Source organism: Winogradskyella sp. (assembly GCF_025210595.1).
Lineage (GTDB): Bacteria > Bacteroidota > Bacteroidia > Flavobacteriales > Flavobacteriaceae > Winogradskyella.
This window is the reverse complement of record NZ_JAOARH010000037.1, coordinates 18,557-40,507: the sequence shown is the minus strand read 5'-3', so window position 1 is coordinate 40,507 and position 21,951 is coordinate 18,557. Positions and strand designations below refer to the sequence as shown.

Below are 21,951 nucleotides of genomic sequence, written 5' to 3'. Positions count from 1 at the left end.
TTTTAGTTTTTAAGTCTGGCGTTGCTAAGCTTTGCCAGATTAGTGAAAAAGCCGCAGTAGGGAGCGGCTTTTTCTTTTTCTTAAAACCACTTAACAGTCAGCTCTGCTAATCTCTCTTTATATTTAGTATAAGGTGGAAATAATGATTCATTAATCCCAAAAGCATATTGCTTTACTACTGCCCTCTGATTACTAAAAGCTTTAAACCCATAAAAACCATGGCTTTTACCAATACCACTATTATTAACACCTCCAAATGGCAAACTATGATTAGAATAATGGATAACATTATTATTAATGCATGTACCACCCGCTTTAGTATGCATCATAATTTGTTTTCTGTGTTTTTTACTATTACTATATATATAAAGCGCTAATGGCCGTTCTTTAGAGTTAATGTAAGCTATCGCTTCTTCTAATGTGTTATAAGACACAACAGGTAAAATTGGCCCAAAGATTTCCTCATTAAGCAAAGTAGCTCCTTCTTTTAAATTAGATACTATTGTTGGTGCTATATATTTAGAATTAATATCTACATCACCTCCAATGTCTATTTTAGCATCCAGACTTTTTGCATTACCAAGATGAAGTTTTAAACGCTTAAAATGTTTTTCAGACACAATTCTAGCATAAGACTGTGAGGTTTTAGGTTGGTTGGTATAAAATTGGTTTATCCATTTTTTACAGTTTTCTATAAACTGATCTTTTATGTTTGCATCTATCAAGATATAATCTGGTGATACACATATTTGGCCAGCATTCATAAACTTTCCCCAAACAATACGCTTAGCAGCTTTATCTATATTTGCTGTCTTATCTATTACTGTTGGCGATTTCCCTCCCAACTCTAGCGTAACTGAAGCTAAATGCTTTGCCGCAGCAGACATAACAATTTTACCAACTTGCGGTGAACCAGTGAAAAAGACGTGATTAAAAGGCAGTTCTAATAAGTAAGTAGATGTTTCTACTTCACCTTCAACCAATGCTACATCTTCTTCTTTAAAAATAGCAGCAACAATCTCTTTCATTAATGCTGAAGCATTTGAAGTCATTTCAGACGGTTTTATAATTACAGAATTACCAGCAGCAATTGCCGAAACCAATGGACCAAATGTTAAGTTGAAAGGAAAATTCCAAGGTGATATAATTAAACACACACCTTTAGGTTCATAAATATAATAAGAACCAGATCCAAACATAGACAAAGGTGTTGCAACCTTTTGTTTGCGCATCCATTTATGCAAACGTGCTTTAGCATATTTAATTTCACCTATTATCTGATAAATCTCTGTAAGCTCGGTTTCTACCTTTGGTTTATTTAAATCTTTTTGTAATGCTTCAATTATTTGAGCTCTGTAGGTTATCTCAATAGCTGTTTTAAGCTTATCTAATTGTTTAATTCTATAACTATATGATGTTTGCCCTACACTAATCTGTTTTGATTGTTGTTTAACAAACAATGAATAATATGGGTTGTGGGTATAATTGTTATTCATAATCATCTAAAATTATATCAATATTGTGTATTTCATCGATAATATCTGCAAAGCGTTTCATTTAGTCTAAAAAACAGTGTTTTTAATCCGTAAAAACACCTGTTTTAAAGGGCTACGAGCTCATTTTATGTATTTCATCGATGTTTTTGGTTTTCGCATGCCAGATATCTAATTTCCTTCTTGTTTTGTCCAAAAATTTCACTCCAAACAAGCAAACCTACGTTACTTTGAACCGAAGTTAAAAACAAAAAACAATTTAACAACAATGAAAAAAGGTTTAGTCATATTATTATTTTTAACAATGTCTTTAGCAGGATTTGCTCAGCAAGATGTTGTAAGTAATGTTGAGACTGAATTTGTTGATACTGTAAAAGCTGAAAAGCCTGAAGCTAAGAAAACTGTTATTTCTGCTAAAGTGAAAGCTAAAGTATTAAAAATAAACCGTAAGAAAAGTAACGAAATCATAAGTATTAAAGCTTACAGAAAAAGTCTTCAGATTAAAGTTAAGACTGTTAAGCTTTGCTAAAAAAACATGCTATTAACCACTGAAAAAGCCGAAAAACCTATGTTTTCGGCTTTTTCTTTTGTACCAATTACACCTTAAGAAACAATTCCATTTCAAATTGATTTACTATATTTTTTAAACCTAACTTTTCAACCTCATTGATTTTATAGGTTAAACGCTCATCAACATTATTAATTTTAACTTCTGGAATTATAGATTGTATTGCTGAAAATAAATTTTGCCAATGTAAAACTGTATTATCTAAAACTTCAAACTGGGCAATATAACCACTCTTAGGATTTATTATAAAATAAGATTGTAATGTACCATCAACTTTAACCAGATAATATTTAAAATCGCCTTTTATGACACTCTCTTTTTGGTTATCCCAAGAATACAAATCCTGATTTAGGAATTCAACCCAGTTAAAATCGCGATGAGAAACTTGGCTCAAGGAATAATTTGTCTCTCTTTGAGTTAAAAGCCTCCCTTTATAACATTTAAAATGTTTACAAATTTTAAATCCTATACCTTCATAAGACTTAATTGCTTTTTGGTTCTCAGTAATTACTTCTAGTTGACATTTTGTAATCCCATTTTTAATGAGTTCTGGAATAGCATACTCATAAATAGATTTTACAATGCGTCTCCCTCTATATTCAGGAATCACTCCTGTACCAGAATTATATGCTATTACATAACCTTGCCGTTTATCTATCGCATTAATAATAAAGCCAACTAATCTATCTTCGTTAAACATACCATAAGACAAATCGTATCTTACTCCTGCTACCTCCCAACGTTTTTTATAAAAATTATAATCGGTTGGCATTGGTACAAAGTAATTTTCAAATGCTAATAGAAAGCATTCCATAATTATATTAAAATCAGTATTTCCTAGGTGTTTAACCTGCATATTTCATTGGTTTAAAAGTAATTGCTTAAAATTACAAATTCCCTTTTTAAACCCTTAAAACACTACAAACGTGTTAAATAGAATATATTACACAACCAAAAACAGCAATCTCTTCATAAATATTTTAATTTCTCATTGCTTCATTTCACGATTTAAGTTTTGTAATTTGCGAACTGTCGGCAAGATTAACTTTCATAAGCTTGTATTTATATACAATTCGCTTTAGACTGCACTCAAGCTGATATTATTATCAAATCAAACTTCAGATATGTCAGACCAAAAACGTCTCTTCCTTGTTGATGCTTATGCGTTAATATTTCGTGGCTACTATGCTTTTATAAAAAACCCAAGAATTAATTCTAAAGGAGAAGACACCTCTGCCATAATGGGTTTTATGAACTCGCTTTTAGATGTCATTAAACGCGAACGACCAGATCATTTAGCTGTTTGTTTTGATAAAGGAGGAAGTGTTGATCGTGTAGAGATGTTTGAAGCCTATAAAGCTAACAGAGATGAAACACCTGAAGGCATAAAAACAGCTGTACCTTACATCTATGAGATTTTAAAAGCTATGCATATTCCTATTGTAATGAAAGAAGGCTATGAAGCTGATGATATTATAGGAACCTTATCTCGACAAGCCGAAAAAGAAGGTTATAAAACGTTTATGGTAACACCAGATAAGGATTTTGCACAACTTGTTACTGAAAATATTTTTATGTACAGACCTGTATTTGGCGGAGGTTATGAGACTTGGGGAATTCCTGAAGTACAAAAGAAGTTTGAAGTCACTGATCCTATGCAAGTGATTGATTTTTTAGGCATGATGGGAGATGCTTCTGATAATATTCCTGGTCTTCCTGGTGTAGGGGAAAAGACTGCCAAAAAATTCATTAACCAGTTTGGTAGTATGGAAGGGCTTTTAGCCAACACAGACCAACTAAAAGGCAAGATGAAAGAAAAGGTAGAAGCCAACAGTGAACTTGGTTTACTATCTAAAAAACTGGCAACTATCATGATCGATGTTCCTGTTGAATTTGATGCTAAAAATTTTGAATTAGACCATCCAGATATTGAAAAAGTAAAGCAAATTTTTCAAGACCTAGAATTTAGAAGACTAACAGAAAATTTCATTAAAACCTTTACACCTCAAGACACCACTAGCGAAGCACAAAGCACAACAAAGAAAACTTCAACTTCGGTTTCATCTTCAACTTCGTCTTCAAAGTCCGCAGGCGCAGGTCAATTTTCACTTTTTGGATCAGAAAATGCAAATGGATCAGCTTCCGAAGAAACGAGTTCAACATTCTCAAGGCAAACAGCACAAACCACATCACATTTTTACCAAAGCGTGACTTCAGGAATGGCTACTAAATTGTTTATTAAAAATTTAATAACTCAAAGTTCTGTTTGTTTTGACACAGAGACCACAAGCATTAACCCTCTTGAAGCAGAGTTGGTTGGTATTGCATTTTCTTGGGAAACTGGCAAAGGGTTTTATATGCCTTTTCCAGAAGATAAAAATGAAGCACAAACGCTTATTGAAGAATTAAAACCTTTCTTTGAAAATGAAAACATTGAAAAAATTGGTCAAAATTTAAAATACGATATCAAAGTTTTAGCCAAGTATAATATCGAGGTAAAAGGCAAATTGTTCGATACCATGTTAGCGCATTATCTCATCAATCCAGATATGCGCCATAACATGGATGTTTTAGCCGAAACTTATTTAAATTATACTCCTATATCAATCACAGAACTTATTGGCAAAAAAGGTAAAAATCAACTCTCAATGCGAGAAGTTCCTCTTGAGAAACAGACTGAATATGCTGTTGAAGATGCTGATATCACCTTACAACTAAAAGAGCATTTTGAAAAAGAACTAGGCGAAGCCAACACACAAAAGCTTTTTGATGATATTGAAGTGCCTCTTCTTAGAGTTTTAGCCGATATGGAATTGGAAGGTATTAATCTAGACAAAGATTTCTTAAGCAAACTTTCAGAGCAATTAGATAACGATATTGTTAATCTTGAAAAAAGTATTTATGAAGCCGCAGGAGAAGAATTCAATATTGCTTCACCAAAGCAATTAGGTATCATTCTTTTCGAAAAAATGAAGTTGGTAGACAAGCCTAAAAAAACAAAAACTGGTCAATATAAAACCAGCGAAGACATTCTATCTTTTTTAGCCAAAGAGCACGATATTGTTAAAAATGTTTTAGACTATCGTGGATTAGCAAAACTAAAAAGCACATATGTAGATGCCTTACCAGAACAGGTTTTTGAACAAACTGGTCGTGTACATACAGATTATATGCAAACGGTTGCAGCCACAGGACGTTTAAGTAGTAACAATCCTAATCTTCAAAATATTCCTATTCGTACCGAACGTGGAAGACAAGTTCGTAAGGCTTTTATTCCAAGAAATGAAGATTATACTTTATTAGCTGCAGACTATTCACAAATAGAATTAAGAATCATTGCGGCTTTAAGTGAAGAAGAAACCATGATTGAAGCTTTTAAAAATGGCGAAGACATTCATGCTTCAACCGCTTCAAAGGTGTTTAATGTTCCTATTTCAGAAGTTACTAGAGAACAACGTAGTAATGCTAAAACCGTTAATTTCGGAATTATATATGGTGTTTCTGCTTTTGGCTTGAGCAACCAAACCAACCTAACACGTAGCGAATCTAAAGAACTCATAGATACGTATTATGCAACTTATCCTAAACTTAAAAACTACATACAAGATCAGGTAGACTTTGCGCGCGATAACGGTTATGTACAGACGGTTTTGGGTCGTCGTCGCTACTTAAAGGATATTGATTCTCGTAATGCTGTGGTACGTGGTGCAGCAGAGCGTAATGCGGTAAACGCACCAATACAAGGAAGTGCTGCTGATATTATTAAAATTGCGATGATTAATATTCACAAAAGATTAAATGAAGGTAACTATAAAACAAAAATGCTGTTGCAAGTGCATGATGAATTAGTCTTTGATGTTTACAAACCAGAGTTAGAAGGTTTAAAAAACCTCATTAAAACCGAAATGGAAAACGCTTATCAACTTTCTGTACCCTTAGATGTGAGTTTAGATATTGGTGATAATTGGCTGGAAGCGCATTAAGATAAACAGAATTAACGTTATCGTTTTTTAGTCTTACGTTTTTTCTTGCCCTTATACTTTACTTTTTCTTTTCGCTGATTAAAAGGCACAGCATCATTAAAGGTATGCTTAGGCTTACCAGGCTTGTTTTTGCGCCAACGCTCTTCCTTTTTGGGCAGTAATACATTAAGTAAATCTTGGCGTCCTAGTTTGTTAAGGGTGTTACGAATCCACTGTTTGTTTTCATCTTTATACCAAAAGAAAAAACGATGCTGCTCATCTTTTTCTTTTTTGGTTTTAGGTGTGTTTACTTCTTTTAAAGTATACGGATGATAACCGCTATAATAAATTACGGTAGCCACAGTCATTGGTGTTGGTGTAAAACCTTGCACTTGTTCTAACTGAAAACCCATATCTTTTGTTTCCGCAGCAAGGTTTGCCATATCTTCTGCTTCGCAAGCTGGATGATTTGAAATAAAATATGGAATCAATTGAAGCTTTAGTTTATGCTTCAAATTAATTTTATCAAAACGATCTTTAAACTTATGAAAATAGCTAAATGAAGGCTTTCGCATTAATTTCAACACAGGATCGCTGGTGTGTTCTGGCGCAACTTTTAATCGCCCAGAAACGTGCTTTGTCATGACTTCTTCAGTATAATCATCGAGTTCTTTAGCATCTGCGTTTTTATTAAACTCTGGCACTAACATATCGTGCCTTATACCACTTCCTATAAAAGATTTTTTAACCTTTGGATGCTTATCAACCGCTTGATATAACTGTGTTAAGGGTTTGTGCGACGTATCTAAATTACTACAAATTACTGGCGAAATACAAGAAGGCGCCACACATTTATCGCATATAGACTGTATTTTGCCTTTCATCTTGTACATGTTAGCACTTGGCCCACCAATATCTGACAAATAGCCTTTAAAGTCTGGCATATTAGCAACTATATCAACCTCTCTTAATACAGATTCTTGACTTCTTGAAGCAATAAACTTACCTTGATGTGCCGAAATGGTACAAAAACTACAACCACCAAAACACCCACGATGTATATTGATTGAAAATTTAATCATTTCGAACGCAGGAATTGGACCTCGTTTATTGTATTTAGGATGAGGCAAACGTGTGTAAGGCAACTCAAAAGAAGCATCAATCTCTTCTTCTGTCATAGTTGGATAAGGCGGATTTATCATAAGTATCTTCTCTCCTACCTTCTGAAAAATACGTCGTGCAGCTAATTTATTAGATTCCTGCTCTATAATTTTAAAATTAGATGCATAAGCTTTTTTATCTTCCAAACAGGTTTCATGTGAAGCAATTTCTACATCTTCCCAATGTTTATTTTTAGGGATATTAGCTTCAGCATTTAACATAACAGCGGTTTGTTTCACTGTATTGATACTAGAAAAAGGCACACCTTTTTGAAGCAAACGCACTACTTCTCGAAGCGGTTGTTCTCCCATTCCGTAAACCAACATATCTGCTTTAGAGCTTTCTAGAATACTTGGCATGAGTTGGTCGCTCCAATAATCATAATGTGTTACACGACGTAGAGAGGCTTCAATACCACCAATAAGCACAGGAACCTCTGGCCATTTTTCTTTTAAAATTTTAGAGTATACAGTTGTAGCATAATCTGGTCGAAATCCAATCTCACCATTTGGCGTATAAGCATCTTTATCTCGACGCTTCTTATTAGCATTATAATTGCTAATCATAGGATCCATACAACCACCTGTAACACCAAAAAATAATTTTGGCGCACCTAACTTTACAAAATCTTGAAGATTATCATTTACATTGGGTTGTGGCACAATAGCAACACGAAGTCCATAACTTTCTAGAATACGACCAATTACTGCAGGACCAAACGATGGATGATCTACATACGCATCACCACTAAATAAAATAACATCTAACGCATCCCAACCGCGTATTTTCACCTCTTTATTTGTGGTAGGCAACCAACTAGAAAGTCTTAATTCATTCATCACACTGCAAAAATAGTTAAAAACAACGTCTTCATCTGTATGGCTAACAAATGAAACCTATAGCACTACTTATTTAACAAACTATAAATCAATAGCTTTTAAACTCTCAATACGATTTCTAGCTAAAAAATCATCAATAGTTTCAAAATGTTCAATAACACGTTTTTCTTTAAACTCAAACACTTTATTGGCAAGCCCTTGTAGAAAATCACGATCGTGAGATACAAGTATAAGTGTTCCATCAAAATTTTGAAGTGCCTCCTTAAGTACATCTTTAGATTTTAAATCGAGGTGATTTGTAGGCTCATCAAGAATCAATAAGTTTACTGGTTCAAGTAAAAGTTTCACCATAGCTAATCTGGTTTTTTCACCACCAGATAGTACACTAACTTTCTTGTCTATATCATCGCCTTTAAACATAAAACGCCCTAAAATGTTTTTAATTTGAGTGCGTATATCACCTTTAGCAACTTCATCAACCGTTTGAAAAACGGTAAGATTCTCATCTAATAATGCTGCTTGATTTTGAGCAAAATAACCAATCTTAACATTATGCCCTAAACTACAAGTGCCATCAACATCAATTTCTCTCAAAATAGCCTTTATCATTGTAGACTTTCCTTCGCCATTACGTCCCACAAAACACACCTTCTCTCCTCTTGCCACAGACATACTTGCATCTTTAAATACAACATGATCTCCATAAGATTTTGAAACCTCTTTAACTGTTACAGGATAATCACCTGAGCGTTGTGATGGTGGAAAACGCAACTTTAAAGCCGATGTATCAATATCATCTATTTCAATAATTTTAAGTTTTTCGAGCATACGCTCTCGAGACGACACTTGGTTTGTTTTAGAGTAAGTCCCTTTAAACCTTTCTATAAACGCTTGGTTATCTGCAATAAACTTTTGTTGTTCTTGGTAGGCTTTTATCTGATGTGCTCTTCGTTCTTCACGTAATTGTAAATAGTGGGTATATTTAGCTTTATAATCATATATGCGACCCATGGTTACTTCTATAGTACGATTAGTGATATTATCAATAAAAGCTCTGTCATGAGAAATCACAACAACTGCATTAGCTTTATTCACCAAAAAATCTTCTAACCAAATTACAGATTCAATATCAATATGATTTGTAGGCTCATCTAGCAAAATTAAATCTGGTTTTTGAAGTAATATTTTTGCTAACTCTATACGCATACGCCAACCACCAGAAAACTCATTGGTTTGCCTTGCAAAATCTGTTTGCTTAAAGCCTAACCCCTTGAGCGCTTTTTCTACCTCTGCATTATAGTTAACATCTTCTAAAGCATAATACTTTTCACCTAAATCTGATACACGCTCAATAATTTTCATATATTCATCAGATTCGTAATCTGTTCTTGTCTCTAGCGCTTTATTTAAGCTTTCCATTTCATCGCGCATAGCAAACACATGACTAAAAGCTTTAGAAGCTTCATCAAAAACAGTTGTATTATCTTCGGTTAACAAATGCTGTGGCAAATAAGCGATAATAGATTCTTTAGGAGATCTTACATTGCCTCGAGTTGCTTTTTGAACACCTGCAATAATTTTCATCATGGTTGATTTTCCTGCACCATTTTTTCCCATTAAAGCAATCTTATCATCTGAGTTTATAGTAAATGACACCTCACTAAATAAGGTATGACCACTAAACTCTACTGCTAAATTATCTACTGAAATCATCTTATACTTCGTTAAAGCAGCAAAACTACTAAAAGGGCATTCTTATTTTAAATAATGGTTTCATTTTTTTGAAGTAATTTTGCGTCTTGATTAAGACATGAGCATTATTTCTAAAGACATATCAAAAGCTGTTACTATACTTAATAATGAAGAATTAGTAGCCATACCAACCGAAACTGTTTACGGTTTAGCTGGTAATATCTATTCTGAAAAAGCAATCAAAGCCATTTTTGAAACCAAAAAACGTCCACGTTTTAATCCTTTAATTGTTCATATTCCGTCAAAAGATCATCTGAATGAGATTGTAGAGTCGATTCCTGAAAAAGCAAAACTATTAGCAGAAACTTTCTGGCCAGGACCAATCACTTTGGTATTAAAAAAGCAAAGCATTATTCCAGATATTATTACTGCTGGCAAAGATACTGTTGCTGTTAGAGTACCAAATCATCCTACTACTATAGAGCTTTTAAATCAGTTAGAATTTCCTTTAGCTGCACCAAGTGCCAATCCATTTAATAGAATAAGTCCAACAACTGCAGAGCATGTAGAAGGTTATTTTAAAAACAAAATTAAAATGGTATTAGACGGAGGTGCTTGTAAAAAAGGCATTGAATCTACTATAATAGGTTTTGAAAACGATGAGCCTATTATTTATCGTTTGGGCTCTACTCCAATTGAAGCTATTGAAGCTGTTATTGGAAAAATTGGCATTAAGAATAAGAAAGACATCGCGCCTGAAGCTCCTGGCATGTTAGAGCGTCATTATGCTCCTAAAACAAAAACCATACTCACAGATAATCTTAATAAAGCTATTAAAGCACATACAGGAAAACGTATTGGAGTACTAGCCTATAGTGATATTATAGACGATGATGTTATAGACTTCAAAATTGTATTATCTGAAGATAATAATCTACAAGAAGCGGCTTCAAAACTATACGATGCATTGCATCAATTAGACCAACAAAATTTAGACATTATTATTGCCGAACAATTACCAGATTATGGTTTAGGCAAATCTATAAACGATAGACTTCTAAGAGCAACTAAAAGTTAAAAAGAAGTTAGATTTGAATTACTCTGATTTTCAGGCTAAAAAAACCACCCTTAAGATTTGCCAATCCAATAAGTTATCGTAAATTTGCAAACTCTTTTTCGGAAGAGGAATGTTTAATCTATCGCGTATTTTACGTGATTATAAATCAAATTAGTGTGGACACATTAAGCTACAAAACAGTTTCAGCTAACAAAGCTACCGTTAATAAGGAGTGGGTTTTAGTTGATGCTGAAGGACAAACTTTAGGTCGCTTAGCTTCAAGAGTAGCAATACTTTTAAGAGGTAAGCACAAACCTAACTTTACGCCACACGTTGATTGCGGTGATAACGTTATTGTTATAAACGCAGAAAAAATCAACTTAACTGGTAACAAGTGGACAGATAAAAGTTATATCCGTCATACAGGTTATCCAGGTGGTCAAAGAAGCTTGACTGCTACTGAGATGTTTGAGAAAGACCCAACCAGATTAGTAGAAAAGTCAGTAAAAGGAATGTTACCTAAAAACAAATTAGGTTCGGTTCTTTTTAGAAACTTAACTGTTGTTGCTGGTACTGAGCACGCTCACGAAGCTCAAAAACCAAAGGCAATTAATTTAAACGAAATTAACTAATGGAAGTAATTCACAAAATTGGCCGTAGAAAGACGGCTGTTGCTCGTGTGTATGTTGCTCAAGGAAAAGGCAACATTACCGTGAACAAAAAAGACATGGCGGATTATTTTACTACTGCAACACTGCAGTATAAAGTAAACCAACCTTTAGCCATGACTAACAATGATGGCAACTTTGATATTACTGTAAACGTATATGGAGGTGGTATCACCGGCCAGGCGGAAGCTATACGTTTAGCATTATCTCGTGCAATGTGCGAAATAGATGCTGAAAACAGAGCAATATTAAAGCCAGAAGGTCTATTAACAAGAGATCCAAGAATGGTAGAGCGTAAGAAATTCGGTCAGAAGAAAGCGCGTAAGAAATTCCAGTTCTCTAAACGTTAATATCCAACAACACTTAATTCAGAATCTGAATGTTCAGATTCTGAATTATTTTATTTTAATGAAATCGCTGCATAGTGCAGCAATATATAAACCAGTTATTGTTGTCCACAATGGAAACATTGGGATTTAGTTTAGCATCTAAATGAGCTAATCGCTAATAGCAAAAGCTAATAGCTAAAATAGAGCATTGCTAATTCAACAGAACGTAAACTATTACAAAAATGGAAAAAGTAGAAGTAAAAGAACTACTAGAAGCAGGTGTACACTTCGGTCACCTAACACGTAAGTGGGATCCAAACATGGCTCCTTACATTTATATGGAGCGTAACGGCATCCATATCATCAACCTTTACAAAACAGCTGCTAAAATTGAAGAAACTTGTGCTGCATTAAGTAAAATTGCTGCATCAGGTAAAAAAATCTTATTTGTAGCTACAAAAAAACAAGCTAAAGACATTGTTGCTGAAAAAGCAGGTGCTGTAAAACAACCTTACATTACTGAGCGTTGGCCAGGTGGAATGTTAACTAACTTCGTAACTATTAGAAAAGCGGTTAAGAAAATGGCTGCTATCGATAGAATGAAGAAAGATGGCACATTCAACTCTTTATCTAAAAAAGAACGTTTACAAGTAGACCGTCAACGTGCTAAATTAGAAAAGAACTTAGGTTCTATTTCTGATATGACACGTTTACCAGGTGCTTTATTCGTTGTTGATATTAAGCGTGAGCATATTGCAATTAAAGAAGCTCAAAAATTGAATATTCCAATCTTTGCAATGGTAGATACTAATTCTGACCCACGTCAGGTAGATTATGTAATTCCTGCAAATGACGATGCTTCAAAATCTATCAACAAAGTTTTATCTATAGTAGCATCTGCTATTGAAGATGGCTTAAACGAAAGAAAAGCTGAACGTGTTGAAAAAGATAACAAAGTAAAAGCTGAAACTAAAAAAGCTGAAAAAGCTCCAGTAGCAGCTCAAGAAGAAGAATAAAAACAACAATTACACGATATAATTAAGTCGTTTAATTGTTTCTTAAAAAGAATGAATTAAACGACTTTTTTAAATTTATAAACTATGGAAAATACTGTAAAAATTACAGCAGCAGAAGTAAACAAGCTAAGAAAAGCCACTGGTGCTGGTATGATGGATTGTAAAAAAGCTTTAGTTGAAGCTGGTGGTGATTTTGATAAAGCCATTGAAGTTTTACGTAAAAAAGGACAAAAAGTTGCAGAAAAAAGAGCTGACAGAGATTCTTCTGAAGGAGCTGCTGTAGCTAAAATCAACGCAGACAATACTTCTGGAGTTGCTATTGTACTTGGTTGTGAAACTGATTTTGTTGGTAAAAACGAAAACTTTGTAAAGCTTGCTAACGAATTAGGTGAATTAGCATTAAATTACAATTCAAAAGAAGAGTTTTTAGCAGGTGATTTTGGAGGCATGACTGTTGCTGACAAATTAACTGAACAAACAGGTGTTATTGGTGAGAAGTTAGAAATTACTTCATTCGAAAAATTAGACGCACCATTTGTAGGGCAATATGTTCATATTAATAAAATTGCTGCTTTAGTTGGTTTATCTGCAAAAGTTGATAACGCTGAAGTTTTAGTTAAAGATATAGCTATGCAAGTTGCATCTATGGGAGCAACAACATTATCTTACAAAGACTTTGACCCAGCTTATATAGCTTCAGAAACTGAAGCTCGTATTGCTGTAATCGAAAAAGATAATATTGAATTAGGACGTTTAGGTAAGACTTTAAAAAATGTTCCTAAGTTCATCTCTATGGCACAATTAACTCCTGAAGTATTAACTGAGGCTGAAGAAGCTGCAAAAGCAGAATTAAAAGCTGAAGGTAAGCCAGAGCAAATCTGGGATAGAATTTTACCAGGTAAAATGGAGCGTTTCATTTCTGATAATACTACTTTAGATCAAGAACAATGTTTATTAGATCAAAAGTTTATTAAAGACGAAAAGAAAACTGTTGCTGAATACGTTAAAACTTATGGTGACGTTGAAGTTACTGGTTTTAATAGAGCTAATGTAGGATAATCTATAAAATTATTCATTTATAAATTGAAAGCCTCTCAAATTTGAGAGGCTTTTTTAATTTTTAATTATTCGTTTTAAACCTATTAATCCTTGAGCATAATTAACTTTCAATAAATAAATTCCAGAGGCTAGACTACTCAAATTTATTGTGGATTCTAAATCATTATGATCTTTAAAATACATTTGTTGCCCTTTAATATTATAAACTGAAACAGATTGCATCAATGATTTTGTTTTAATGAATAAATCATTAGTCACTGGGTTAGGATAAACGGATAAATCAGGGGCAAAATTCTCATCATTGATTCCTAGAAGCTCATTATCTAGCTGCATCAAAAAAATATCTTGTGTACCTTGAGCTGAGATAATTTCTGAACTAGCACCTGAATTAAAATTAACCATATCACTAAATTCTCCAACTGAAAGTAGTTTACCCTCATTATTTAGCATAATACTTTTTCCAGTTACATTACTACTTGATGCTTGGTCTCCATTTAAATTAACAGCCCATATAAAATCGCCATCAGTAGAATATCTTGCAGCAAAGTAATCTGCAAAACCGTAAGTAGTAATATTGTATTCATCAATAGGATCTGGATCAAAATCAATATCACCTGCAAAGGTTATACTTCCTGTAATGTAAACTGTATTAGCATCTAATTCTATATCATAACTTCTATCTGATGGTCCATAATTACCTCCAAAACCAAATGCCCAATTAAAATTCCCTAAACTATCCCATTTAAGAAGATAGTTATCGTAATAAGTTCCAAATGCTTGAACAAAATATTCTGAAGCATCTGAAGGGTCAAAATCTACATTTCCTCCATATGTTCCTGTAGCGAAAATATTACCATCATCATCACAAGCTATCTTCTGGGTTTCAACACGCTCAAGTTGTTTTGCCCAAATTAAAGTACCACCTAACGTATATTTAGCAAAAAAACTTCCTCCGTTATCATTTTCAAGTAGTGTTGTACCGCTTCCAAAGTCAAAATCAAAACTTCCTCTAAAGTTTCCAGATATCAATATATTACCTGACTCATCTAAAATAGCATTATCTACATCATCGTAATTATACCATGTATTAGCTATATCACCAAACTGCTTAGATTGAACATATTCATGAAGATTATTCAATGTTATCCAAAATCCTTTTTGCCTTGTTGAACTATAACTATCAATATCACTTATAGGATCTGGTTTTAATATTCCTTCATAATAACTTCCTGTAATATGAAGATTCCCTTGTGAATCTAAAAGCAAATCTTTTGGAGTAGTCTTAGCGGTTGAACTCGTCCAATCTACTACCCATTGAAAATTTCCATTTAAATCATAAAAAGCTACAAACATTTTAAAACCTGAGCTAATGCTTGATGTTAATACTGTAGTACCAGAATCAAAATCAACATTTTCGATAAACTGACCTGCAACATAAATCCCATTATTGTCTATTGAAAGTGTATTTGCATAAACGATATTTGAAGATTCAATTACAGTAGCCCATTCTAAATCACCAACGTTATTATACTTAGACACATAGGCTTTAATATTATTACTGTCAGTAGTATTAAATATTACACTATTGTTTTCAGACGTATCAAAATCTGCTTCACCAAAAAAATATCCGGCAAGGTACACATTGTCAGAATCATCCATTACAGATTTATTTACATACTTATGTCCTGTGCCTCCAATGTGTTGAACCCATTCAAATCCCTGTGAAAAAACATTGATACTAAATAAAAGAACAACTACTGTAATGTAATTTGACTTCATAAATTTTGCATTAGTATTATATGAACTAATCGAATCAATTATAAAATGTCATCAAAAAAATAAAAAGAAAAACGTACTATTTTATTATTTTTGTTCAACTTTCAAATTAAGCATGAAATACAAAAGAATTTTACTGAAATTATCTGGTGAAGCCTTAATGGGAGATCGCCAATATGGTATAGATCCTACACGTTTAGCTGAATATGCCCATGACATTAAAGAAATAACTAACTTAGGAGTAGAAGTCGCTATTGTAATTGGTGGTGGAAACATCTTTAGAGGTGTTGCAGGTGCAGTTAATGGTATGGATCGTGTACAAGGAGATCATATGGGAATGTTAGCAACCGTAATTAATGGTTTAGCTTTACAAAACGCACTAGAAGATGCCGATGTAAAAACGCGTTTACAAACAGCTATTAAAATAAACGAAGTTGCAGAACCTTTTATAAGAAGGAAAGCAATGAGCCACTTAAACAAAGGACGTGTTGTTATTTTTGGTGGTGGTACTGGTAACCCATATTTTACAACAGATTCAGCTGCTGTATTACGCGCCATAGAAATAGAGGCTGATGTTATTTTAAAAGGTACAAGAGTAGATGGTATTTATACAGCAGACCCAGAAAAAGACAGTTCTGCAGTTAAATTTGATCATATTACTTTTGACGATGTACTTAGTAAAGGGCTTAAAGTAATGGATACTACAGCTTTTACATTAAGTCAGGAAAATAAATTGCCAATCATTGTTTTTGATATGAATAAAAAAGGAAACCTACTAAAAGTAGTTTCTGGTGAAAACATAGGCACTGAAGTTAACTTATAATATTTGGCTTAACTTTTGATAGCAATCCATTAAAATTAAAGATTATGAACGACGACATTCAATTTATCATAGACACAGCAAAAGAAGCTATGGATAATGCTGTTAAGCATTTAGAAAAACAACTTGTAAACATTAGAGCTGGTAAAGCAAGCCCTGCAATGTTAGGAAGTGTAATGGTAGATTACTATGGTTCTCAAACACCATTAAATCAGGTTGCTAATGTTAACACTCCAGATGGTAGAACAATTTCAGTACAACCATGGGAAAAAAGTATGCTTCAAGAAATTGAGCGTGGTATAATGTTAGCCAATTTAGGTTTTAACCCTATGAATAATGGTGAAACAATTATAATCAATGTACCACCTTTAACTGAAGAACGTCGTAAAGATTTAGCTAAACAAGCAAAATCTGAATCTGAAGATGCTAAAGTTGGTGTAAGAAATGCTCGTAAAGAAGCGATGAATGACATAAAAAAAACAGACGCTTCTGAAGATTTAAAAAGTAATGCTGAAATTGATATACAAGAACTCACAGATTCTTACGTTAAAAGTATAGATGGTATTCTAGACGTTAAGGAAAAAGAGATTATGACTGTATAATCAAAACTTAGATAATAATACATTAGACTGTCTAAAAAGTACGAAAACCTGTTGTTCTAAATTTATTTTAGAATCTCTATTAATTCGTTTTCAATATGTTTTAGAATCTGAAAAGAGTTCAGATTGACAAAACATTACCTTTTCAGACAGTCTCTTTTTTTAATATAAAAACTTGTTAATTTAAATGCTACAGCGACTATTTGTTGTTTTTCTACTTTGCCTTGCAATAAATAGCTTTGCTCAAAATCCTATTTCAGAAAAAAAGAATTTTTATCAATCTGAAACAGAAAAAGATTCTATAAAAAAAGCTGAGTTTCTTAAAAACATCGGAAACGGTTACTTACCCATAAACTTTTTTAATTTAGACCTTAGATATCTTATTAAATTTAATCAGTTTGAAGGATTTAGAACTGGATTAGGCGGAACAACTAACGAACGTTTTTCTGAAAAATATCGTGTTAATGGGTATTTAGTTTATGGTTTTTTAGACAAGAAATACAAGCACAGTATTGGAGGAGGTTTTAGGATTAATAAAACCTCTAATACTTGGGTAAATTTATCTTATACAGATGATTTACAAGAAACAGGAAGCTCAGCATTTTTAACTGATAAACGTTTCTTTACCTTTTTTGAACCACGACTTCTTAATATAAGTTTATTTCATAAACACATTACAAAATCTATAGGCTTACAACACAAAATTTCTAATCATTTATTGTCTGAGACCCAATTCTCATACAGTAAAATTAATCCTACGTATAACTATAATTATCTTTTAGATAATGTAGCTTATGACAGATTTAATTTGAGTACAGCTAAATTAAGTTTACAGTGGAGTCCTTTTAGTAGATTTGATACAAAAGAGGATAAAATTATTGAATCTAAAGATGGCTATCCAAAATTTACATTACAGCTTACAAAAGGTTTTAAATCGGTTTTAAACAGTGATTTTAACTTTACTAAATTAGACTTTAGGACTATACAAGAGTTTATTCACTCTAATGATGCCAAAACTAACATTACATTAGTTGCTGGCATAGCAGAAGGAGATGTACCTCTAACACATTTGTATCATGCCTATCCTAACAACATTACTAAAGAAACCATTTTGCAACGTTTTTCTGTTGCTGGTCTTAATAGTTTTGAAACTATGTACTTTAATGAATTTTTTAGCGATAAGTTCTCAACATTGCAGTTAAAACACTATTTCAGGCCATTTAAAATCTCTCAACGATTTAAACCTCAACTTGTATTAATATCTAGATATGCTCTTGGAAATATGAAAAGCATAAGTAAGCATCAAGGAATTTCATTTAATACACTTAACCACTTATACTCAGAATCTGGTTTTGAAATCAATAAATTATTGCTTGGTTTTGGATTAAGTTTTGCTTATCGTTATGGTGCATATCATATTCCTAAATTTGAAGATAATATTGCTTTTAAATTTACATTTAACATCTCGCTTTAAACAAACACTATCTAATAAAACTGTACATAAAAACAAAAAAGCCCTTCCAAAATAAGGAAGGGCTTTTCTAATAGATATTATTTGATTTTGTTACCATCTTTATCAAAAAAATGATATTCAAGATATGTGTAAGCATCTCTAGGTAAAACTTTTACCCATTTTTTGTGCTCAAAGAACCACTTTGCACGTATAGATGGATACCCCTTGGTTAAAAAGGCAGCTATAAAAGGATGTGCATTTAATGTTATCTTTTTATAGTCTTTTTTAAGAATCCGCTCTAGGTCTTGCCTAATACGCTCTACCACTTTAATTGGTGCTTCTATTTCATCACCACCAACGAGATTTGGATTCTCTTCTTTTGTTTTAATATTACGCTCTGGCCTAACACGCTGTCTGGTAATTTGCACTAAACCAAACTTACTCGGCGGTAATATTTTGTGCTTTGCTTTGTCGTCTCTCATCTCTTCTCTGAGATGATTGTAAAGTTGCTTTCTGTTTTCTGCTTTGCCCATATCAATAAAATCAACTACTATAATACCTCCCATATCACGAAGGCGTAATTGACGAGCAATTTCGGTTGCAGAGATTAAATTAACTTCTAAGGCTGTATCTTCTTGACTTTTCTCTTTGTTAGAACGATTACCACTATTTACATCTATAACATGCATAGCTTCAGTATGTTCTATAACTAAATAAGCGCCTTTAGCCATAGAAACGGTTTTACCAAACGATGTTTTTATTTGGCGTTCTATTCCATATTTTTCAAATACAGGAACTCCGTTTTTATAGTGCTTTACAATAGACTCTTTTTTCGGTGCAATCTTTTGCACGTAATCTTTTACTTGTATATACAATTCTTCATCATCTACAACAATACCAGAGAACGAATCATTAAAAATATCTCTCAATATTGAGGATGCTTTATTCATTTCTCCCAAAACTTTAGTTGGATGATGTGCTTTGTATAACTTTTTACACATTGCTGTCCATCTTGTCAGCAAATTTTGTAAATCATTATCTAGCTCGGCAACTTTTTTGCCTTCAGCTACAGTACGAATAATAACGCCAAATCCCTTAGGAGTAATACTTCTAACGAGTCTTTTTAATCGGTCTTTTTCTTCTTGAGATTCAATTTTTTGTGAAATTGAAATACGATTAGAAAAAGGTACTAAGACAATGTATCTACCAGCAATAGATAATTCTGAACTAATGCGTGGTCCCTTTGTAGAAATAGGCTCTTTTACTACTTGTACTAAAATTGATTGATTAGACTTAAGGGCATTAGCAATAGCGCCATGCTTATCTAAATCTTTTTCAAACGGAAAGTCTTTGAGACTATAATCTCTTAATTTTCCTGTGCTTACACGTTTAATGAATTTTAAAAGTGAAGGTAATTTTGGTCCAAGGTCATGATAGTGCAAAAAACCATCTTTTTCATATCCAACATTTACAAATGCTGCATTTAAACCTGGAATTACTTTGCGGATTTTAGCAATAAAAATATCGCCTACTGCAAAGTTACTATCCTCTTCATCTTTATGTAATTCAATAAGTTTTCCATCTTTTAATAAGGCAAAATCAACAATATCTGAACTCGATCTTACGATTAATTCTTTGTTCATAATGTTAATTTAAATCCCGATAGTAAACATCGGGATGGATTTTACTAAATTATTTGACACAGGATTCCGATAATAATCTATCGGATAATCCAAACAAATTATGATGTACTCTATTAAATACATCTAATTTTATATCAAAGAACGTTTTAAAAAAAACTGAAAAAAGTAGTTTAAAACTACTTTTTCTCAGCTTATTTCTTTTTGTGACGATTAGCGCGTCTACGTTTTTTACGCTTATGCGTCGCTACCTTGTGTCTCTTTCTTTTTTTACCACTTGGCATAATGAAAAATGCTTTTTAAATTAATAATCTTTTTTAATGTCTTAGTTAACTTCAACATTAGATTTTACACCTTCTAAAAATACTTTAGCTGGTTTAAAAGCTGGTATGTTGTGAGCTGGAATTTTAATCGTTGTATTTTTAGAAATATTACGACCTGTTTTCTCTGCTCTAGTTTTAATAATGAAACTTCCGAAACCTCTTAAGTATACGTTATCACCACCTTCTAATGATGATTTAACTTCTTCCATAAAAGTTTCTACTGTAGCTTGTACGTCACCTTTCTCCATACCTAATTTATCAGATATCTTAGCTACTAAATCGGCTTTTGTCATTGTTATTAGTTTTAGGGTTACTATTAATTCTAAGGGATGCAAATATATGTAATTTAATTTCAATATTTCAAGCGTAATTAATTAAAATTTAACAACATAAAGATTTAATTTTGTTAAAAATTGTAAATGAACAGATGGAATTTAGCAACACGCTAATTAATTGGTACTCAAATAATAACAGAAGCCTGCCTTGGCGAGAGACTATAAATCCTTATCATATTTGGCTTTCTGAAATAATTTTGCAGCAAACACAAGTTAAGCAAGGTTTACCTTATTATAATGCTTTTATTAAGCAATACCCTACTGTTTTTGACCTTGCAAACGCTTATGAAGAAGAAGTATTAAAACTATGGCAAGGCTTGGGTTATTACTCTAGAGCCAGAAATTTACACGCTACTGCCAAACATATAGCTTTTAGTCTAAAAGGTGATTTTCCTAACAACTACAAAGACCTAATAAAACTTAAAGGTGTTGGTGATTATACCGCTAGTGCTATTGCTTCAATTGCTTTTAATGAGGTTGCAGCAGTTGTAGACGGAAATGTTTACAGAGTATTAGCTCGCTATTTTGGCATTGATACTCCTATAAATTCCACTGCAGGCATAAAGGAATTTAAAAAAATGGCAACTTCGCTTATCGATAGTAAGCAACCTGCTATTTTCAATCAATCGATTATGGAATTTGGTGCTATACAGTGCAAACCTAAAAACCCATCTTGTATGGTTTGTCCATTAAGTCAAAGTTGTGTTGCTCTAGAAAAGAATTTAATCAATACACTTCCAGTTAAAATAAAGAAAACCAAAGTAAAAATTAAATATTTCAACTTTTTGGTGTGTATTGATAAAAGTAAAAATACATTTATAGAAAAAAGAACTTCTAAGGGTATTTGGCAGAATTTATATCAATTCCCCTTAATTGAATCTAAAAAAAGTTTATCCTCAGATGAATTTCATCTTCTCGACCTAAATCATAGCTTTTTAAAGGATCTTAAATTTGAGTATTCTTTATATAATATTAAAGACAAAGTTCATAAGCTATCTCATCAACATCTTCATACTAAATTCTGGATTATAGAAATTAATCAGTTACCTGAGGCATCAGTTCCAATTAAAGAACTAAAAAATTATCCTGTACCAATTCTTATAGATAACTTCATTAAAGCTTTTAATTTTTCGTAAAGCATAAAAACTAATAATAAGCATT

Annotated in this window: 18 protein-coding genes; 11 read left to right on the top strand and 7 right to left on the bottom strand. The window is 32.7% G+C overall.

The features are described from left to right. Positions 1–80 precede the first annotated feature (80 nt). A complete protein-coding gene (locus N4A42_RS03725) occupies positions 81–1,496 on the bottom strand; it encodes an aldehyde dehydrogenase family protein (protein ID WP_294070048.1) in 1,416 nt (471 codons plus the stop codon). A 265-nt stretch (positions 1,497–1,761) separates the two neighbouring features. Here N4A42_RS03725 and N4A42_RS03720 point away from each other — a divergent pair, with 265 nt between their 5' ends. Next, positions 1,762–2,022: a hypothetical protein gene (locus N4A42_RS03720; RefSeq protein ID WP_294070046.1), complete on the top strand. Its 261-nt coding sequence runs from the start codon at positions 1,762–1,764 to the stop codon at positions 2,020–2,022. Between the two features lie 67 nt (positions 2,023–2,089). Here N4A42_RS03720 and N4A42_RS03715 read toward each other — a convergent pair whose 3' ends face one another. Next, positions 2,090–2,917: a GNAT family N-acetyltransferase gene (locus N4A42_RS03715; RefSeq protein ID WP_294070044.1), complete on the bottom strand. Its 828-nt coding sequence runs from the start codon at positions 2,915–2,917 to the stop codon at positions 2,090–2,092. A gap of 268 nt (positions 2,918–3,185) precedes the next feature. Here N4A42_RS03715 and polA point away from each other — a divergent pair, with 268 nt between their 5' ends. Then, a complete protein-coding gene (gene polA / locus N4A42_RS03710; protein ID WP_294070042.1) occupies positions 3,186–6,044 on the top strand; it encodes a DNA polymerase I in 2,859 nt (952 codons plus the stop codon). A 17-nt stretch (positions 6,045–6,061) separates the two neighbouring features. Here the strand turns inward: polA and N4A42_RS03705 are convergent, their stop codons facing one another. Then, a complete protein-coding gene (locus tag N4A42_RS03705) occupies positions 6,062–8,023 on the bottom strand; it encodes a YgiQ family radical SAM protein (protein WP_294070040.1) in 1,962 nt (653 codons plus the stop codon). Positions 8,024–8,104: 81 nt separating this feature from the next. Beyond that, positions 8,105–9,736 carry an ABC-F family ATP-binding cassette domain-containing protein gene (locus tag N4A42_RS03700; protein WP_294070038.1) on the bottom strand — a complete coding sequence of 544 codons (1,632 nt, stop codon included), beginning with the start codon at positions 9,734–9,736 and terminating at the stop codon, positions 8,105–8,107. A gap of 97 nt (positions 9,737–9,833) precedes the next feature. On the opposite strand from N4A42_RS03700, the gene N4A42_RS03695 reads away from it, so the two are divergent. The 5 genes from N4A42_RS03695 to tsf all read left to right on the top strand — a co-directional run bounded on the left by N4A42_RS03695 (position 9,834) and on the right by tsf (position 13,844). After that, positions 9,834–10,793: an L-threonylcarbamoyladenylate synthase gene (locus N4A42_RS03695; protein ID WP_294070036.1), complete on the top strand. Its 960-nt coding sequence runs from the start codon at positions 9,834–9,836 to the stop codon at positions 10,791–10,793. A 155-nt stretch (positions 10,794–10,948) separates the two neighbouring features. Further along, the gene (rplM, locus tag N4A42_RS03690; RefSeq protein WP_294070034.1) at positions 10,949–11,404 is read left to right on the top strand and encodes a 50S ribosomal protein L13; all 456 of its coding nucleotides are present in this window, start codon (positions 10,949–10,951) and stop codon (positions 11,402–11,404) included. Further along, positions 11,404–11,790 (top strand): 30S ribosomal protein S9, encoded by a 387-nt coding sequence (gene rpsI / locus N4A42_RS03685; protein WP_294070032.1) that lies wholly within the window; start codon positions 11,404–11,406, stop codon positions 11,788–11,790. Before rplM ends, rpsI begins: the two co-directional genes overlap by 1 nt. Before the next feature lie 221 nt (positions 11,791–12,011). Next, entirely contained in the window at positions 12,012–12,785 is a 774-nt protein-coding gene (rpsB, locus tag N4A42_RS03680) for a 30S ribosomal protein S2 (protein ID WP_294070029.1), read from the top strand. A gap of 84 nt (positions 12,786–12,869) precedes the next feature. Beyond that, positions 12,870–13,844: a translation elongation factor Ts gene (gene tsf / locus N4A42_RS03675; protein WP_294070027.1), complete on the top strand. Its 975-nt coding sequence runs from the start codon at positions 12,870–12,872 to the stop codon at positions 13,842–13,844. A 54-nt stretch (positions 13,845–13,898) separates the two neighbouring features. Here tsf and N4A42_RS03670 read toward each other — a convergent pair whose 3' ends face one another. Next, on the bottom strand, positions 13,899–15,623 hold the full coding sequence (locus N4A42_RS03670; protein WP_294070025.1) for a T9SS type A sorting domain-containing protein: 1,725 nt from the start codon (positions 15,621–15,623) through the stop codon (positions 13,899–13,901). A gap of 112 nt (positions 15,624–15,735) precedes the next feature. Between N4A42_RS03670 and pyrH the strand changes: the two genes are divergently transcribed. From pyrH to N4A42_RS03655, 3 genes are all read left to right on the top strand, one after another. Then, the gene (gene pyrH / locus N4A42_RS03665) at positions 15,736–16,443 is read left to right on the top strand and encodes a UMP kinase (RefSeq protein ID WP_294070023.1); all 708 of its coding nucleotides are present in this window, start codon (positions 15,736–15,738) and stop codon (positions 16,441–16,443) included. 44 nt (positions 16,444–16,487) lie between these two features. Then, a complete protein-coding gene (gene frr, locus N4A42_RS03660) occupies positions 16,488–17,042 on the top strand; it encodes a ribosome recycling factor (protein WP_294070020.1) in 555 nt (184 codons plus the stop codon). 184 nt (positions 17,043–17,226) lie between these two features. Continuing rightward, positions 17,227–18,513: a DUF5686 family protein gene (locus N4A42_RS03655; protein ID WP_294070018.1), complete on the top strand. Its 1,287-nt coding sequence runs from the start codon at positions 17,227–17,229 to the stop codon at positions 18,511–18,513. Positions 18,514–18,590: 77 nt separating this feature from the next. On the opposite strand, the gene N4A42_RS03650 is transcribed toward N4A42_RS03655, so the two are convergent. Beyond that, complete coding sequence (locus N4A42_RS03650; RefSeq protein ID WP_294070015.1) at positions 18,591–20,135, bottom strand: Rne/Rng family ribonuclease; 1,545 nt, start codon at positions 20,133–20,135, stop codon at positions 18,591–18,593. 322 nt (positions 20,136–20,457) lie between these two features. Continuing rightward, positions 20,458–20,748, bottom strand: a complete 291-nt coding sequence (locus tag N4A42_RS03645) for an HU family DNA-binding protein (protein ID WP_114302077.1) — start codon at positions 20,746–20,748, stop codon at positions 20,458–20,460. Between the two features lie 134 nt (positions 20,749–20,882). On the opposite strand from N4A42_RS03645, the gene mutY reads away from it, so the two are divergent. Continuing rightward, entirely contained in the window at positions 20,883–21,926 is a 1,044-nt protein-coding gene (mutY, locus tag N4A42_RS03640; RefSeq protein ID WP_294070007.1) for an A/G-specific adenine glycosylase, read from the top strand. The last annotated feature ends 25 nt before the right edge of the window (positions 21,927–21,951 follow it).

Bases quoted from the DNA above. Each gene is read 5' to 3' on its own strand.
- N4A42_RS03700 (WP_294070038.1), bottom strand. From the start codon at position 9,736: ATGATTTCAGTAGATAATTTAGCAGTAGAGTTTAGTGGTCATACCTTA.
- mutY (WP_294070007.1), top strand. From the start codon at position 20,883: ATGGAATTTAGCAACACGCTAATTAATTGGTACTCAAATAATAACAGA.
- polA (WP_294070042.1), top strand. From the start codon at position 3,186: ATGTCAGACCAAAAACGTCTCTTCCTTGTTGATGCTTATGCGTTAATA.
- N4A42_RS03655 (WP_294070018.1), top strand. From the start codon at position 17,227: ATGCTACAGCGACTATTTGTTGTTTTTCTACTTTGCCTTGCAATAAAT.
- N4A42_RS03720 (WP_294070046.1), top strand. From the start codon at position 1,762: ATGAAAAAAGGTTTAGTCATATTATTATTTTTAACAATGTCTTTAGCA.
- rpsB (WP_294070029.1), top strand. From the start codon at position 12,012: ATGGAAAAAGTAGAAGTAAAAGAACTACTAGAAGCAGGTGTACACTTC.
- N4A42_RS03695 (WP_294070036.1), top strand. From the start codon at position 9,834: ATGAGCATTATTTCTAAAGACATATCAAAAGCTGTTACTATACTTAAT.
- tsf (WP_294070027.1), top strand. From the start codon at position 12,870: ATGGAAAATACTGTAAAAATTACAGCAGCAGAAGTAAACAAGCTAAGA.
- N4A42_RS03705 (WP_294070040.1), bottom strand. From the start codon at position 8,023: ATGAATGAATTAAGACTTTCTAGTTGGTTGCCTACCACAAATAAAGAG.
- N4A42_RS03650 (WP_294070015.1), bottom strand. From the start codon at position 20,135: ATGAACAAAGAATTAATCGTAAGATCGAGTTCAGATATTGTTGATTTT.
- N4A42_RS03725 (WP_294070048.1), bottom strand. From the start codon at position 1,496: ATGAATAACAATTATACCCACAACCCATATTATTCATTGTTTGTTAAA.
- rpsI (WP_294070032.1), top strand. From the start codon at position 11,404: ATGGAAGTAATTCACAAAATTGGCCGTAGAAAGACGGCTGTTGCTCGT.
- pyrH (WP_294070023.1), top strand. From the start codon at position 15,736: ATGAAATACAAAAGAATTTTACTGAAATTATCTGGTGAAGCCTTAATG.
- frr (WP_294070020.1), top strand. From the start codon at position 16,488: ATGAACGACGACATTCAATTTATCATAGACACAGCAAAAGAAGCTATG.
- N4A42_RS03715 (WP_294070044.1), bottom strand. From the start codon at position 2,917: ATGCAGGTTAAACACCTAGGAAATACTGATTTTAATATAATTATGGAA.
- N4A42_RS03670 (WP_294070025.1), bottom strand. From the start codon at position 15,623: ATGAAGTCAAATTACATTACAGTAGTTGTTCTTTTATTTAGTATCAAT.
- N4A42_RS03645 (WP_114302077.1), bottom strand. From the start codon at position 20,748: ATGACAAAAGCCGATTTAGTAGCTAAGATATCTGATAAATTAGGTATG.